Source organism: Streptomyces odonnellii (genome assembly GCF_000981895.1).
GTDB lineage: Bacteria > Actinomycetota > Actinomycetes > Streptomycetales > Streptomycetaceae > Streptomyces > Streptomyces odonnellii.
In genome coordinates, this window is the sequence record NZ_LATD01000010.1 from 1 (window position 1) to 14,635 (window position 14,635).

A 14,635-nucleotide genomic window follows, 5' to 3' on the forward strand; every position below is an offset into this window, starting at 1 on the left:
GTCCTTTGCCTTCGAAGGGGGCGTGCGCCGGGGCGTGAGCGCTGTTTACAACCGGCTGCACGCGCCCCTCAGCGTGCCTCAGCGTGCGTTGCGAGGTGCCGCCGCGTTCTTGGCCGCCACCACCGCGTCGAACACCTCGCGCTTGGGCACCCCGGCCCCCGCCGCGACGGCCGCGATCGCCTCCTTGCGCCGCGCCCCCGCCTCCTCCCGCACCCGCACCCGCCGCACCAGTTCCTCCGCGTCGACATCCCCGGGCCCCGGTTCCGGCGCGCCCGCCACGACGACGGTGATCTCGCCCCGTACCCCCTCGGCCGCCCAGGCCGCCAGCTCGCCCAGACCGCCGCGCCTGACCTCCTCGTACGTCTTGGTCAGTTCGCGGCAGACCGCGGCCCTGCGCTCCGGGCCGAAGACCTCGGCCATCGCGGCGAGGGTGTCGTCGAGCCGGTGCGGCGCCTCGAAGTAGACGAGCGTGCGCCGCTCGTCCGAGGTCTCCCGGAGCCTGCCGAGCCGCTCACCCGCCTTGCGCGGCAGGAAGCCCTCGAAGCAGAAACGGTCCACCGGCAGCCCGGAGAGCGCCAGCGCGGTCAGCACGGCGGACGGCCCCGGTACGGCGGTGACCCTGATCCCGCGCTCGACGGCCGCCGCCACCAGCCGGTACCCGGGATCGGAGACGGACGGCATGCCCGCGTCCGTCACCAGCAGCACCCGCGCCCCGCCGGCCAGCGCCTCGACCAGCTCGGGCGTCCGCGCGGACTCGTTGCCCTCGAAGTACGACACGATCCGGCCACGCGTCTGCACGCCCAGCGCCTGGGTGAGCCGGCGCAGCCGCCGGGTGTCCTCGGCGGCGATCACATCCGCGGTCTCCAGCTCGGCCGCGAGCCGGGGCGGCGCGTCCGTGACCTCACCGATCGGCGTGCCCGCGAGTACCAGCGTTCCATTCACATCCGCCATCCCGCCATCCTCGCAGGGCATGGAGCACCCCTCGCACAGCGGCGTTCCCTACGATGGCGCGGTGACCAGTACTGCGCCAGAAGCCCTCCAGGGGCACGACGCCGGCGAAACGCCGCCCTCATGGCCTCAGCGGCTGCGCCGATTCGGCCATGTGCCCCGGCCGGTGACCGGGCTGCGCGAGCGGCTGGTACCCCCGTACACCCGGCCCTCCGACCGGCTCTGGGCCGTGCTGGCGGTGCCGCCCGCGACGGCCGAGCGGCTGCTCCGCTGGGCCGCGTGGGGCGGACCGCTGCTGGTGGCGGCCGTGGCGGGAGCGCTGCGGTTCTGGCATCTGGGCAGCCCCAAGGCGGTGATATTCGACGAGACGTACTACGCCAAGGACGCCTGGGCACTCGTCAACCAGGGGTACGAGGGGAGCTGGCCCAAGGACATCGACAAGAAGATCCTGGCCGACCCGTCCTCGGTGCCGCTGCCGACGGATCCGGGCTATGTCGTCCATCCGCCGGTGGGCAAGTGGATCATCGGGCTCGGTGAGCAGCTCTTCGGGTTCACACCGTTCGGCTGGCGCTTCATGGTGGCGGTGCTCGGGACACTCTCGGTGCTGATGCTGTGCCGGATCGGGCGGCGGCTGTTCCGTTCCACCTTCCTGGGGTGTCTGGCGGGCGCGCTGCTGGCGGTGGACGGGCTGCACTTCGTGATGAGCCGGACCGCGCTGCTCGACCTGGTGCTGATGTTCTTCGTGCTGGCCGCCTTCGGGTGTCTGGTGATCGACCGCGACTGGGCGCGGCGGCGGCTGGCCTCGGCGCTCCCGGTCGACGACGAGGGCCTGCTGCGTCCGGACACCGAGGTCGCCGAACGGCTGCGGCTCGGCTGGCGGCCCTGGCGGATCGCGGCCGGACTGATGCTGGGCCTGGCCTTCGCGACGAAGTGGAACGGTCTCTACATCCTGGCCGCGTTCGCGGTCATGGCCGTCCTGTGGGACGTGGGCGCACGCCGCACGGCGGGTGCGGTACGGCCGTATCTGACGGTGCTCCGCCGGGACATCGTCCCTGCCTTCTTCTCGACGGTGCCGGTCGCGATCGCGACGTACATCGCCTCCTGGACCGGCTGGATCGTCACCGACAAGGGGTACTTCAGGAACTGGGCCACGACCCAGGGCAAGGGCGGCCACTTCACCTGGCTGCCCGACTGGCTGCGCAGCCTGTGGCACTACGAGAACGAGGTCTACCAGTTCCATGTCAATCTGACCTCGGGCCACACCTACCAGTCGAACCCCTGGAGCTGGATCGTCCTGGGCCGTCCGGTCTCGTACTTCTACGAGGACCCGAAGCCCGGCACCGACGGCTGCCCGGCGGGCACGGCCGGCAATTGCGCCCGCGAAGTGCTGGCGATCGGGACACCGCTGCTCTGGTGGGCGGCGGGGCTGGCGCTCTGCTACGTCCTGTGGCGCTGGTTCTTCCGCCGCGACTGGCGCGCGGGCGCCATCGCCTGCGGCGTCGCCGCGGGCTGGGTCCCCTGGTTCTTCTACCAGGAGCGGACGATCTTCCTCTTCTACGCGGTCGTCTTCGTCCCGTACCTCTGTCTGGCGGTCGCGATGATGGTAGGCGCGCTGGTCGGCCCCCCGGGCTCGGACGAACGCCGGAGAACGATCGGCGCGGTGGGCGCGGGTGTGCTGGTCCTGCTGATCATCTGGAACTTCATCTATTTCTGGCCGCTGTACACGGGCTCCCCGATCCCGATCGACGCGTGGCGCTCCCGGATGTGGTTCGACACCTGGGTGTGAGATGTGGAGCCGCGGCCACCGACGGGGAGGCATACTCCGCGGGGGCGGTCCGCTCAGGGGATCGGGACCGCAGGGGCAGCGGGAACGGTGGACTTCACTTCCTGGGGCGACTGGGCACGTGCGCCGGTGGGCGCGGCAGTCATGTCCGCGGCACTGGTGCTGATGTGGCGAACGGTGGTGAAAGCCGCTGCCCTCCGTGACCCGCACCGGCGCACGGGGCGCCATATCGTTCTGGTTCCGCGTCGGCTCATACGCCCGCGTACCGAGATGGTCGGGCGCCGGCTTCGCGCTGCCACGGCCCTGCGGCGGCCCCAGGGGCTGAACGCTACGCGCCCCACGGTCCAGTTCGTGAACCGCTTTGTCGAACTGGACCGTTCAGAACGCGTGTTACAGGTGGGCCGTCGGGTCTGGGCTCAGGTCATCCCGTTGGTGCTGTTCCTCGGCGGCGCGGCTCTGGTCCTGTAGCTTCTCGTCTCCGACGGCCCGGCCTCGCTGTTGGCTCCTCTGGACGACATCCTCTACACCGTGCTGGGTTCGGATGGCTGGTACGGAGAGGTCGACAGCGAATGTGCCTCGTGGACCGTGCTGCGGGGGGTGCGAATCCTGGCAGGTCCCGTGGTGGAGCGGAATTGAATCGGGATTGGCCTTCGGAATCGCCGTGGTTTGGCTCCTCGCCGCGTTGACGCTCCGTTGGGCGGCCACCCGGCGATTCAATTCCTGGAAAAGGGACGAGCCCCCTGTCCTCGACTGCCTGCGCGCCTTGGCCGCCTGCCGTGAAGCCTTGCGCCCCGTGGCTCCGGAAGCGTCGGTTCTTGACATGTGTATCGCCGAGTTGCGCGCGGCATTGCAGGACTTCGCCCGGCAGGGCCCGCCGGCCGATCCGGATCGCCGCGCCGATCTGGATCGCCGCGCCGATCTGGAAGAGCACGCCGCGCAGGCGGCCAGAGCTCTTCATGACGCGATGGGTGAAGTCCTGAAAGACGGCACCGCGGCCTTGCCCACACTCATAGAGCTGCTCGTGGTCATTCAGGACCGGCTTGCCGAATCGTGGTGGCTGGCGTTGCTGGACCCGTCGATGCTCATCGGCGCGCCCGGCCCGGGACCGGCTCCCGCCCCGGGGTCCGCGGCGCCCCCGCCGGCCGCCGACTCCGGCCGCTGGCAACGGTATACGGCCATAGCGACGGCGTTGCCCACGGTTCCGGCACTGCTTGCGCTGGCCTTCACGACGGTGACGATCAACCAGGCCAACGACATGCTGAAGCTCACCGAGCTAGGTCAGGTCGGCTCCGCCTACAACGAGACCGTGGCGAATCTGGGTGACGATTCCATCAACGTCAGAATCAGCACCATCTACGCGATTCAGCGGATCATGCGGGAGTCTCCGAAAGAGCAGCCGGCACTCGTGGAAGTTCCGAGTTCCTACATTCGCGAGCACGCCAAGATGCCCGAAAAGAAGAAGGCCGAGCAGCTTCGGAAGAACGAGAAAACGAGACCCGCCGATGATGTGCAGGCCGCGCTGACCGTCCTGGGCGGACGCGAAGTGAACATGGAATCAGACCCGATAATCAACCTTCGCGACACCTTTCTCGTCGGGGCTGATCTGAGCTATTTGGACTTCGTGAACGCGGATCTGCGGGGAGTCGACCTGACTCGCGCGTTCCTGGAAGGCGGAGAGTTCGAGGACGTCTGGTTCGACGGCGCTCAGATGTCGGAAGCCGTTCTGAGCGACGGGGATTTCGAGGACTGCGATTTCATCGGAACAAACCTCAGGGGTGTCCTGTGGGATGGAGCAGACTTCGAGAACGCCGATCTGACGGACGCCGACCTGGTCGGCGCGAGCCTCACCGAGCGAGAGGACATGGCGGTCATCGACCTCAGGTACGCGGAGCTTTCCGGCACGGACCTGACCGATGCCGACCTGACGGGCGCCTACCTCATGGAGGCTGATCTCAGCAAGGACAGTGAGCGGAAACTCCCCGCCGCGAAGCTCACCGGTACGAACTTCACGGACGCGGACCTCACCGGCGCGTCGCTCGACGGCGCCGACCTGCGAAGGGCCGTCCGGGACGGGGCGATTCTGCCCTAGAGCGGGTCCGGTCTGCCCCGGGCCCTGTCCGGCGGGTCTCGCGGAACGTGCCCTGTGGGACCTGAGCCGCTCACAGCCCGGAGGCGACCGCCGCCGAGCCGCGAAGGAAACTCAGCGTCGCAGTCCGATAACGCCTTCCGCTCTTGCCTCGTCCGTCCCGTAGAGTGCCGTCCGGTACCGCGTTGAACATGTTCAGATGTTCGGGGCTCCTGGGGAGGGGGACTGCACCATGCGCAGTGGAGCGAAGGTCGCCATAGTCGGCGGGGTGTTCGCCGTGATCGCCGGCGGCGTGGGGTACGGCGCGTACAACGTCTACAGCGGAATCACCGGCGGGGACTCCGGCACCAGCACGGCCTCCGCGACTCAGGAGCTCAAGACCGGGCCGCTGAGTGCCGAGGAGATCGACAAGGCGGCCAAGGCGTTTCTCGCCGGGTGGGCCGACGGGGGCGAGGCGGCGGAGGTCGCGCAGCTCACCAATGACCCCACCGCCGCCGCGCCCGTCATCGAGGCCTACCGCGACGAGGCCCATGTCACCGACGCGGTGATCACACCGGGCCGGGCGGTCGGGGCGAAGGTGCCGTTCACCGTCAGGGCGACGGTGGAGTTCGACGGGAAGAGCAAGCCCTGGTCGTACGGCTCGGAGCTGACGGTGGTGCGCGGACTCACCACCGGGCGCCCGCTCGTCGACTGGGCCCCGTCCGTGATCCACCCCCGGCTGACCGCGACCACCAACCTCGTGACCTCCGAGGCGGCGGTTCCGCCGATCAAGGCGGTGGACCGCAACGGCACCGAGCTGACGAAGGAGAAGTACCCGTCGCTCGGCTCCGTCCTGGACCAGCTCCGGGAGCGGTACGGGGAGGACGCGGGCGGTTCGCCGGGCATCGAGCTGTCGCTGCGGAGCGACGGCGACAGCGTGCCGGGGCAGACCCTGCTCACCCTCGCCAAGGGCAAGGCGGGCACGCTGCGTACCACGCTGGACGCGGACGTACAGGCGGCCGCCGAGGAGGCCGTACGCCAGTTCAGCGAGGCGTCGGTCGCGGCGGTCAAGCCCAGTACGGGCGAGATCCTGGCGGTCGCCAACAACCGCAAGGACGGTTTCAACGCGGCGATGCTCGGCAAGCAGGCACCTGGTTCCACGATGAAGATCGTGACGGCGGCGATGCTGATGGAGAAGGACCTGGCCGCGCCCGACCGGTCGGCGGAGTGCCCGAAGACGGTGATGTACGAGGGCCGTACGTTCCAGAACCTGGACGGCTTCTCCATCGAGAACGGCACCTTCGCGCAGAGCTTCGCGCGCTCCTGCAACACCGCCTTCATCAAGCTGATCGACGACACCCATGACGACTCGGCGCTCAAGAACGAGGCCGAGGAGGTCTTCGGCATCGGCCTCGACAACTGGAAGACGGGCGTCGCGTCCTTCGACGGAAGCGTGCCGGCGGCGACGGGCGGCGAGGCGGCGGCACAGTACATCGGGCAGGGCACGGTCCAGATGAACGTCCTCAACATGGCGTCCATCACCGCCACCGCCAAGAACGGCAGCTTCAAGCAGCCGGTCATCGTGTCCCGTTCACTGGACGACCGCACCCTGGCGACGGCCTCGCGCTCGCTCCCGGACTCCGTCGGCCGGCAGCTCCGCGACATGATGCGGCTGACGGCGACGAGCGGCACGGCCGCGAACGCGATGTCCGGTCTGGGCGGCGACAAGGGCGCGAAGACCGGCTCGGCGGAGGTCGACGGCCAGGCCACCTCGAACAGTTGGTTCACCGGCTTCCAGGACGACCTGGCAGCGGCAGCCGTGGTCCAGTCCGGCGGCCACGGCGGCGACGCGGCGGGCCCGGTGGTGGCGGCGGTACTACGAGCGGGCTGACCGGGGCCCGGCCACGGGGCGGCGGCCACGGGGCGGGCCGCCGCCCCGCTCAGGTCGTACGAGCGGCGCACTCCGCGCCGAGGCCGTCGAGGTCCACGACGGTGAAATGCCGTAACTCCACGATCAGTTGGGCAGCCAGAACCCACCGCACACGCCAGTCGTCGAACGCCACCCCGCCGGCGTCGTACGGCCGCGGAAAGAGGCTCCCGGGCCGGTACAACTCGCCTTGAACCCCGGCCACCGTGACCAGCCCGACGCGCAGGGCGGTGTATCGCTTGCGCAGGTGGGGACACGCCCGTACGGAGGTCACCGCGCAGGGCACACAGACCGGTGGATGCGCGGTGGTCAGCGCGGTGCCCCATGTTTTACGGTCACCCGCGTCCTGGCCCACCAGCCACAGCGCGCCTTCCTCGTTGCGATCGGCGGGCCCGCCGCACACCTGACACAGCATCCTCCGCATGGCGCGCCGCTGCCGCAGAAAATGCACCTGCCCGAAGACCGGCCGCCCTTTCCCCGGGCTCCACGCGATGCGCTTCCACAGGACGCCGTCGTCGTCGCGGTCGTACGGGATCTCCCGCGTGTACGCGATACCCCGCCCGTTGGCCACGACCACCGCAGGCGGACACACCTCCGACGTCCACCGCGCGATGTACGGCACGACATCCGGCTGTTGGTACGCCCCCATCAGCGAGCACCCCCGGCGAACAGCTCCGCCCAGACCGCCTTGCCCGGCCGGCCGCCGTCGCGCTCGCCCACACCCCACGCATCGGCAAGAGCCGCCACCAGAACGAGCCCGCGCCCGTCGCACGCGCCGACGTCGGCCGACCGCAGCTCCGGCTGTTCGGCGGACGGATCGTGCACCTCAATGCGCAGTCCACCCGTCATGGGCACATAACAGGTCTCGATCTCCGGCCCCGAGGATACGTGGGTGTGCCGCCCGGCGTTTGTCAGTAACTCCGAGAGCACGAGCACCGCCGAGTCCTCCAGCGAGGTCAACCCCCAACTGGCCAGCGCCTTACGCAGTTCCCCCCGCGCGAGCCCCACGCAACTGGGATGCCGGCTCCACCGGCGCACCACGGCGGCGCGGCTGTCCTGCCGCTGCTCCATCAAGCCACCCCCGCCCTGCGGGCGCCATGCGTCCGGCCGTCGAACTCGGCCTGCGGGCACGGCCGTAAGACCACCTCCACCGGGCGCGAGCGACCGGCAACCAACCGGTGACGCACCACCCCCGGGAACAAGAACCACAACAGCGGCTCCACGAGACGAGCAACAAGACGCACCACGTCGACGCTCCTCAGGTAAGCGTTGGCCACGCCCCTGGACCGTTCGCGCGGTCGCGGGGGTCCGGTACAGGCGTACGGAACTTCGGGGGAGCCGCCCGGGCCGACGGGGGAGCCTGGATGACGTTCCGGGCGGTTCCAAATCAGTGAACCGTCCATCACGCACAGTGGGTACGGTGAGAGACAGTTGGAACGGTATACGCGGTTTACAGCCCCGGAGCGGAGATGATCGTGGCAGCGCAGAGAGACCCCAACTCCCGCCTGCGCGAGACCATCGACGCGATCGGCTGCACGTACGAGTCTCTGGCCAAGGACGTCCGGCGCATCGCCGGCGAGAACGGCGAGATCACCCGCACCAACAAGTCGGCGGTTTCCCATTGGGTGAGCGGCACACGTCGGCCCAGCGGCCGGACCGGCCAGTACCTTGCCGAGGCGCTGTCGCGCCGAGCAGGCCGTACGATCACGCAGGCCGAGATCGGCCTGTGCGCACCCGACACCGACGGGGCGCACGAAGCCGACCCTGTCCTCGCCGCAACCAACCTGGGCCGCGCCGACATCGAACACAGCCGCTTTCTCGCAATCGCCGCCTTCACCACCGCCGGCGTCGCCATGCCGCTCGCCCACGACCAGGAGGCCACCGCCCGGATGCTGCGCGCCCGCACCGGCAAATCCATGGTCGGCATGGAGGACGTGGACGTCGTACGCGCGATCAGCGCCGCCTTCAGCGCGGCCGACGAACGCCTCGGCGGCGGCCACGGCCTGACCACCGTCACCGCCTACCTCGCCGATACCGCGGCGCCCATGCTCCGGGGGCGCTTCCCAACCGAAGTCTTACGGCGAACTGCCTTCGGCGCGGTGGCCGAACTCGCCTACCTGGCAGGCTGGAAGCACCACGACCTTGGCCAGGAAGGCGCCGCCCAACGCTATTACCAGGTCGGCTACCAGCTTGCCTGCGAGGCCGACCCGCACGGCCACGCCGCCTGGATGATGCGCGCCCTCGCCCACCAGGCCCTGAGCCTCAAACAGCCCCACCACTGCGTCGACCTCGTCGAGGGCGCCCTCACTCGGGGCCTTGGTCACATCGACGGCCGGACAGAAGCTCTCCTCCACATCACCCACGCCCGCGCGTACGCCGCAGTAGGAGAGAAGCCCTCCGCAGCCCGAGCGCTCCTCGCAGCCGAAGACGCACTGCTGCGTGACGACAGCCCTCAGCCCAGCTACTCGCGAGTCAGCGGCCCGGCCGCGGGCACCGTGGCCAGCCACACGGCCCGTACCCTGACCGACCTCGCCGACCACGTCGGCACCGAACAGCAACACCGCGACGCGCTGGTCCGCTGGGACCGCGAGAAGTACAAGCGCGTCCACGCCCTGACCTACGCCGACCTCGGTGACGGCCTCGCCGCCCAGGCCCGCGCCGACGAGGCCGTCGCCGCCTGGTCCCAGGCCCTGACTCTCATGGAGGGCATGACCTCGGACCGTACCCGCAAGGCCGTCTCCTCGATCCGTTCCACCCTTGCGGTCTATCAGCGCCGCCGTGTCCCCGGCGCCGCCGATCTCGCCCGCCGTGCCCGAGAGGCCCTCGCCTAACATGCCCGACAACCTGTCCGACGAAGGGACCGCTGTGGCTCAGCAGACCAACGACCGCTCACAAGCCCTCAGGCCGGCCATCGAATCCATGACCTTGCTGGTCGCCGCAGTCATCGTCCACGACAAGGCCGCCAACCGCATCGTCCTCCTCCAGCGCGGCGAGCACGCCAAGTTCGCCAGCGGCATGTGGGACCTCCCCGTCGGCAAGAGCGAACCGGGCGAGCCCGTCACCGAAACCGCCGTGCGTGAGTTGTACGAAGAGACGGGCCTGACCGTGAAGCCGGAGTCCCTGAAGGTCGCCCACATCATCCACAGCGCCTGGGGCGTCGAAGCCCCCAACGGCTTTCTCACCGTCGTCTTCGCCGCCCACGAATGGAGCGGAGAACCCGAGAACCGCGAACCGCACAAGCACGCCCAGGTCCGCTGGGTCGACGCCCACACCATCCCCGAGGAGTTCGTGGCCACCAGCGCGAGCGCCCTCCGGCGTTACCTCACCGGCGGGCCGGAAGTCTCCCTCAACGGCTGGCATTGACGAGTTGACGCCCCACCGGTCGCGACGAACAGAGCGCGCCCCACACCGTTGCAAAGCGGAGCGCGAGGCGCTCGCCGCTGAGGCCGGAAGCACGGCGAAGGCCCCGAAGGGCCTCCGCCAGACTCCTGCGTTCCGAAGCTTGGCGCTCAGGTTCGATAGCCACTGAAGGGGACCGCGTTCTCCAAGGCCAGGTCGCGCCAGGCGAGGTACTTGCCCAGATCGGGTTCCTGGATCAACTCGCGGTTCACCTGTGTCCCGTCGGGGCGATAGTTCAGATGCACGACGGTCGTTTCGTCGAACATCCAGAAGTCCTGCTCGGGGAGCCCCGGGTTTTCCTTGTCTGTCAGATCAACGATCTGATAGTTCTCGCCGGCCGCGACGTTTCCCGGGATGCACCATTCGAACAAATAGCGACTGTAGTCCGTGAGCGGCCTGCGGACCAGTTTGGCGCGCGTCATCGTGCGGCCAGCAGCGGCATGGTCGCTGATCAGCTTGTGCCAGTCGGAGTTGAAGGCATCGGGCTCTTCATCCCCGGCGAGAAACGCCCGAACCGTCGCCGTCTCACCGGGCATGGTGTAGATCTGATGCGCCTCAAGCCGGAATGCCGATCGCTTGAAGTCCCTGAAGTATGACTGCCATTCGTCACCGTCCAACAGCACCGGGCTAGAGCCATCCACGGGCACGGGCAGCCTCCTTCAAAGTCTCATCAGGGATCAGCACAACCGACTCGCCTTCGGGCGTCTGATGAGCCAAGTCATAGCCCTGCACGGCAAGCATGTCAGGCTGTTCCGTGGCGTACACAGTCGGACAGTCTCCATTGCCGCACTTGTCATCGCCGCCGGCGATCAGCACCAGATTCATGTGGCCCCTCCATTCCTCTGCGGTCAGCAAGCTACGAGGGAACTACCCGCCCGGCAAGCGCGACCAGGCGGTCAGTCACGTACTCGCATAAATCCGGCGGCGACGCGGCTTGCACCGTCGACGCCTCGGCCGTCCCCGCCAATGGCACCTGGACGCTGCGGGTCGAGGCCCGGCGGCCCCGCCGGGCGCGGCGGTACATGCCGTACATACGCTCCTCGCCCCTCACACCTCCGCGCCCAGCGCCCGCCTCAGGCCCACATTGCTCGTGAGCAGTCCGCCGTCCACCGGGAGCGTCACCCCCGTGATCCATGCGGCGTCCGTGGACGCCAGGAACGCGACCGCCGCCGCCACGTCGTCAGGTGTGCCGACCCTGCCCATCGGGTAGTGGGCCGCCGCGCGTTCGAGGCGTTCCTCGCGGCCCGACCAGGCGTCCGTGCGGATCGTTCCCGGGGCCACGAGGTTGACGCGGACGCCTCGGGGGGCGGCGTGGCCCGAGAGGGTTCGGGTGAGTGCGGCCAGGCCCGCCTTTGCCGCGCTGTAGGCGTGGTTGCCGAAGTCCTGTTCGCCGTTGACGGAACCGATCGTGACGATCGCGCCCCGGCCCGACGCCACCAGGTGCGGAAGCGCCGTGCGGGCGCAGCGGAAGGCGCCCGTCAGGGTGATGTCCAGATCCTGTGCCCAGGACTCGTCCGGTTCGTCCTCGAAGAGCGGGGCGTCCAGCGCGCAGGAGTAGGCGTTGTTGACCAGGGTGTCCAGCGTGCCGAAGCGCTCGACGGCGTAGGCGACGGCCGCGTCCACGGAGGTACGGTCGGCCACGTCGCAGCCGTACGGCACGGCGCCCGGGATGGCCGCCGCCGCCCGCACCGCCCGTTCCTCGTCCAGGTCCGTGACCAGGACGTGCGCTCCCTCCCGGGCCAGCCGGCGCGCGGTCGCCTCACCGATGCCGCGCCCCGCTCCGGTGATCAGTACGCCGTATCCCTCGAAACGTCTCATCGGCCGATCATGTCGCCGACGCACCGCCCGCGCCAGGGTCCGGCGGCCGGTCCGCCGCGGCCGGCCTCCCGTGCCCCAGGGGCCGTCCCCCCGGGCGCCGTTCCATGGATCGCGCGCTCCGGCGGATCATGCTTTCATCACGTCACGGAGGTGCAAATGTGATGAGCAGAGAATCGCGGTATGAACCTGACAGACGCGCCGATAACGGCACACATGCCGATGACGCGTTCGCCCCACCGCGTCGGCGCCTCGTGATCGCGGCCGCGCTGGCTCCGGTACTGGCCGGGGCGGGAACCGTCATCGCCCTCACCGAGCCCCCCAAGAAGGCCGAGGCGGCGAAAGCGCCCCAGGCCCGGTTCCCCAGGGAGAACGGCGCTGACGGCGCTGACGGCGAAGACGACGGGGACGGCGGAAAGGAACTCCTCAAGCCCGTGCCCACCACGCTGGCGGACTGGAAGGGCGTGTCCGACGCGCTCGGCCGCACGGGCGAACTCGTACGCGGCGTCTTCTACCACACCCGCTTCCCGCGCAGCGACCTGAAGGTGGTCTCGTACGGGGTCAAGGTCAGCCCCGGGCTCGCCCTGGGTTCGCACATGGGCTTCGTCCGGTACGCCGACCACAGTCACCTGGTCATGGGCGATCTGAACGTCACCGAGAAGGAACTCCAGGGCGTGCTGGACGCCTTGACCCAGCACGGCATCGCCGTGACCGCCCTGCACAAGCACCTGCTCTCCCACTCCCCCGACGTCTGGTGGTGCCACATCCACGGGCACGGACACGACGCGGCGGAGCTCGCCCGCGGTCTGCGCGCGGCGATGGACCGTACGGCGAGCCCGCCCGCCAGGGCACCGGGCAGGCCGCCGGGCACCCCGCCGCGCCCCGATCTGGACGTCCCGGGGGTCGAGAAGGTGCTGGGGGTCAAGGGCTCCAACGACGGCGGGATCTACAAGTGCATCTTCGCCCGCCGCGAGCCCATCATCGAGCGGGGCCGGCTGCTGCCTTCCGGCCTGGGCGCGACCTCGGCCTTCAACTTCCAGGCCCTGGGCGACGGCCGGGCCGCACTCAACGGCGACTTCGCCATGGTCGCCGACGAGGTCCAGGAGGTCCTGACGATCCTGCGCAAGGGCGGGATCCAGCTCGTCGAGGTGCACAACCACGGTCTGTACGAGGAACCGCGTCTGTTCTTCACCCACTTGTGGGCCATGGACGACGCCGTCAAGCTCGCCGAGGCCCTGCGCCCCGCGCTGGACGTCACCAATGTGGTCCCGGTCAACTCGGAACGCGAGTAACGCGAGCAACGCGACCGTACGACACCGGTGCGACCACATACGGCTCCGGCAGGGCTGCGCGCCGCGACCGTCCTCAGAGCGCCGACGCCACTGACGGTACGGACCGCACCGCCCGTACCAGCGCCTGTGCCCGGGGATCCGCCGTGACCCCCTTGCGCATCCCGTTCGTCACATAGCCGAACGCGACCCCCGACTCGGGGTCGGCGAACCCCAGCGAGCCGCCGCGCCCGGGGTGTCCGAAGGAGCCGGGACCGAGCAGCGGCGCCGCCGGGCCGTGCAGCATGAAGCCCAGACCGAAGCGGGTGGAGACGACCAGGACCCGGTCCGGGCCCGCCGACTCCTCCGTACGCGCGAGGGTCAGCGTGGCGGGCGCGAACAGCCGGTGCCCGTCGACGGGCCCGATCATCGCGGCGTAGCACCGGGCCAGCGCCCGCGCCGTGGAGATACCGCCCGAGCCGGGGAGTACGGCGGCCCGGTACGCCGGGTCGTTCTCGTCGGGCCGCGGGTCGATCACCCCGAAGGCGCGCCGGGTGAGCGATCCCGAGTCGCGGTAGGCCTCCGAGACCGACCGCTTGGGCCGTAGCCGCAGCTCGCCCCCGACGGCGGTCGGTTCGCCCAGCCGTCCGATCCGGCCGACCCGGTGCGCCTCCTCGGCGGGCAGCCCGACCCAGAAGTCCAGCCCCAGCGGCCGGGCGATCTCCTCGGCGATCCAGCGGCCGACGCCACGGCCGGTCACCCGTCTGACCAGTTCGGCGATCAGCCAGCTATAGGTGTGCGCGTGGTAGCCGTGGTCGGTGCCCGGCTCCCAGACGGGCCGCTGGGCGGCCATCGCCCGCGCCCCCGACTCGCCGTCGAGCGCCTCGGCCGGGGTCAGCGGCCGGTCGAGTACGGGCACACCGGCGCGGTGCGAGAGGAGATGCCGTACGAGCACCCGCTCCTTGCCCGCGGCCTTGAACTCCGGCCAGTAGGTGCCGACCGGGGCGTCGAGATCGATCTGGCCGCGCTGGTGGAGGAGGAGCGGTACGGCGGCGGTGACCCCCTTGGTCGCCGAGCGCACGATCTGAGCGGTGTCCACGGCCCATGGCGCGGCTCCCGCTCCCGGCGCCCATTCGTTGGCGGCACCCGGAAAGCCCGGCCCGGCACCCAGGTCGGCACCCGCACCGACCGCCGGGTCAGAACCCGCACCGGCCCCCGGCACCCGTTCCGTGGCCGAGTCCGGCACCCCCGCTCCGTCGACGTCCCGCGTACCCGCCCACAGGTCGACGACCTTCCGCCCGTCCTGGAACACGGCGACCGCCGCCCCCTGTTCACCGAGCCGCTCGAAGTTCCGTACGAAAGCGTCCCTGACCGGCTCGAAGCCCGCCGCCACCGTGCCCTGGACGTCCACGCCCACGCCATCCACCCCG

14 protein-coding genes are annotated in these 14,635 nt (G+C 70.1%); 7 read left to right on the forward strand and 7 right to left on the reverse strand.

The features are described 5' to 3' along the window. Window positions 1–78 precede the first annotated feature (78 nt). Window positions 79–942, reverse strand: coding sequence for a 16S rRNA (cytidine(1402)-2'-O)-methyltransferase (rsmI, locus tag WH07_RS01665; protein WP_046494485.1), 864 nt, complete (start codon window positions 940–942; stop codon window positions 79–81). A gap of 70 nt (window positions 943–1,012) precedes the next feature. On the opposite strand from rsmI, the gene WH07_RS01670 reads away from it, so the two are divergent. The 4 genes from WH07_RS01670 (at window position 1,013) to WH07_RS01685 (ending at window position 6,687) form a co-directional block, all read left to right on the forward strand. Then, window positions 1,013–2,734: a dolichyl-phosphate-mannose--protein mannosyltransferase gene (locus WH07_RS01670; protein WP_046494454.1), complete on the forward strand. Its 1,722-nt coding sequence runs from the start codon at window positions 1,013–1,015 to the stop codon at window positions 2,732–2,734. A gap of 87 nt (window positions 2,735–2,821) precedes the next feature. Further along, the gene (locus WH07_RS01675; protein ID WP_046494456.1) at window positions 2,822–3,199 is read left to right on the forward strand and encodes a hypothetical protein; all 378 of its coding nucleotides are present in this window, start codon (window positions 2,822–2,824) and stop codon (window positions 3,197–3,199) included. Window positions 3,200–3,374: 175 nt separating this feature from the next. Beyond that, window positions 3,375–4,820 carry a pentapeptide repeat-containing protein gene (locus WH07_RS35995; RefSeq protein WP_198533698.1) on the forward strand — a complete coding sequence of 482 codons (1,446 nt, stop codon included), beginning with the start codon at window positions 3,375–3,377 and terminating at the stop codon, window positions 4,818–4,820. Window positions 4,821–5,049: 229 nt separating this feature from the next. Beyond that, window positions 5,050–6,687, forward strand: a complete 1,638-nt coding sequence (locus WH07_RS01685) for a penicillin-binding transpeptidase domain-containing protein (protein ID WP_046494458.1) — start codon at window positions 5,050–5,052, stop codon at window positions 6,685–6,687. 49 nt (window positions 6,688–6,736) lie between these two features. Here the strand turns inward: WH07_RS01685 and WH07_RS01690 are convergent, their stop codons facing one another. Together WH07_RS01690 and WH07_RS01695 are read right to left on the reverse strand one after the other, a co-directional pair. Beyond that, entirely contained in the window at window positions 6,737–7,372 is a 636-nt protein-coding gene (locus WH07_RS01690) for a hypothetical protein (protein ID WP_046494459.1), read from the reverse strand. Beyond that, a complete protein-coding gene (locus WH07_RS01695) occupies window positions 7,372–7,794 on the reverse strand; it encodes an ATP-binding protein (protein ID WP_046494460.1) in 423 nt (140 codons plus the stop codon). Before WH07_RS01695 ends, WH07_RS01690 begins: the two co-directional genes overlap by 1 nt. Window positions 7,795–8,198: 404 nt before the next feature. Here WH07_RS01695 and WH07_RS01700 point away from each other — a divergent pair, with 404 nt between their 5' ends. Beyond that, a complete protein-coding gene (locus WH07_RS01700; RefSeq protein ID WP_046494487.1) occupies window positions 8,199–9,554 on the forward strand; it encodes a hypothetical protein in 1,356 nt (451 codons plus the stop codon). Window position 9,555: 1 nt separating this feature from the next. Beyond that, on the forward strand, window positions 9,556–10,086 hold the full coding sequence (locus tag WH07_RS01705) for an NUDIX domain-containing protein (protein WP_046494461.1): 531 nt from the start codon (window positions 9,556–9,558) through the stop codon (window positions 10,084–10,086). A gap of 146 nt (window positions 10,087–10,232) precedes the next feature. On the opposite strand, the gene WH07_RS01710 is transcribed toward WH07_RS01705, so the two are convergent. The 3 genes from WH07_RS01710 to WH07_RS01725 form a co-directional block, all read right to left on the reverse strand. Then, window positions 10,233–10,769 (reverse strand): DUF6879 family protein, encoded by a 537-nt coding sequence (locus WH07_RS01710; protein WP_232788668.1) that lies wholly within the window; start codon window positions 10,767–10,769, stop codon window positions 10,233–10,235. Continuing rightward, window positions 10,750–10,947 carry a hypothetical protein gene (locus WH07_RS01715; protein ID WP_046494463.1) on the reverse strand — a complete coding sequence of 66 codons (198 nt, stop codon included), beginning with the start codon at window positions 10,945–10,947 and terminating at the stop codon, window positions 10,750–10,752. The genes WH07_RS01710 and WH07_RS01715 overlap by 20 nt, the downstream gene beginning before the upstream one ends. Window positions 10,948–11,169: 222 nt before the next feature. Continuing rightward, window positions 11,170–11,940, reverse strand: coding sequence for an SDR family NAD(P)-dependent oxidoreductase (locus tag WH07_RS01725; RefSeq protein ID WP_046494465.1), 771 nt, complete (start codon window positions 11,938–11,940; stop codon window positions 11,170–11,172). Window positions 11,941–12,101: 161 nt separating this feature from the next. On the opposite strand from WH07_RS01725, the gene WH07_RS01730 reads away from it, so the two are divergent. After that, window positions 12,102–13,229 carry a DUF1259 domain-containing protein gene (locus WH07_RS01730; protein WP_079022870.1) on the forward strand — a complete coding sequence of 376 codons (1,128 nt, stop codon included), beginning with the start codon at window positions 12,102–12,104 and terminating at the stop codon, window positions 13,227–13,229. Between the two features lie 73 nt (window positions 13,230–13,302). Here the strand turns inward: WH07_RS01730 and WH07_RS01735 are convergent, their stop codons facing one another. Then, entirely contained in the window at window positions 13,303–14,616 is a 1,314-nt protein-coding gene (locus WH07_RS01735) for a serine hydrolase domain-containing protein (RefSeq protein WP_232788669.1), read from the reverse strand. Window positions 14,617–14,635: the final 19 nt, after the last annotated feature.

What these genes read in the sequence shown, in the direction of transcription:
- WH07_RS01705 (WP_046494461.1), top strand. Translation starts at nt 9,556, where the DNA reads ATGCCCGACAACCTGTCCGACGAAGGGACCGCTGTGGCTCAGCAGACC.
- WH07_RS01690 (WP_046494459.1), bottom strand. Translation starts at nt 7,372, where the DNA reads ATGGGGGCGTACCAACAGCCGGATGTCGTGCCGTACATCGCGCGGTGG.
- WH07_RS01725 (WP_046494465.1), bottom strand. Translation starts at nt 11,940, where the DNA reads ATGAGACGTTTCGAGGGATACGGCGTACTGATCACCGGAGCGGGGCGC.
- WH07_RS01730 (WP_079022870.1), top strand. Translation starts at nt 12,102, where the DNA reads ATGAGCAGAGAATCGCGGTATGAACCTGACAGACGCGCCGATAACGGC.
- WH07_RS01685 (WP_046494458.1), top strand. Translation starts at nt 5,050, where the DNA reads ATGCGCAGTGGAGCGAAGGTCGCCATAGTCGGCGGGGTGTTCGCCGTG.
- WH07_RS01695 (WP_046494460.1), bottom strand. Translation starts at nt 7,794, where the DNA reads ATGGAGCAGCGGCAGGACAGCCGCGCCGCCGTGGTGCGCCGGTGGAGC.
- WH07_RS01715 (WP_046494463.1), bottom strand. Translation starts at nt 10,947, where the DNA reads ATGAATCTGGTGCTGATCGCCGGCGGCGATGACAAGTGCGGCAATGGA.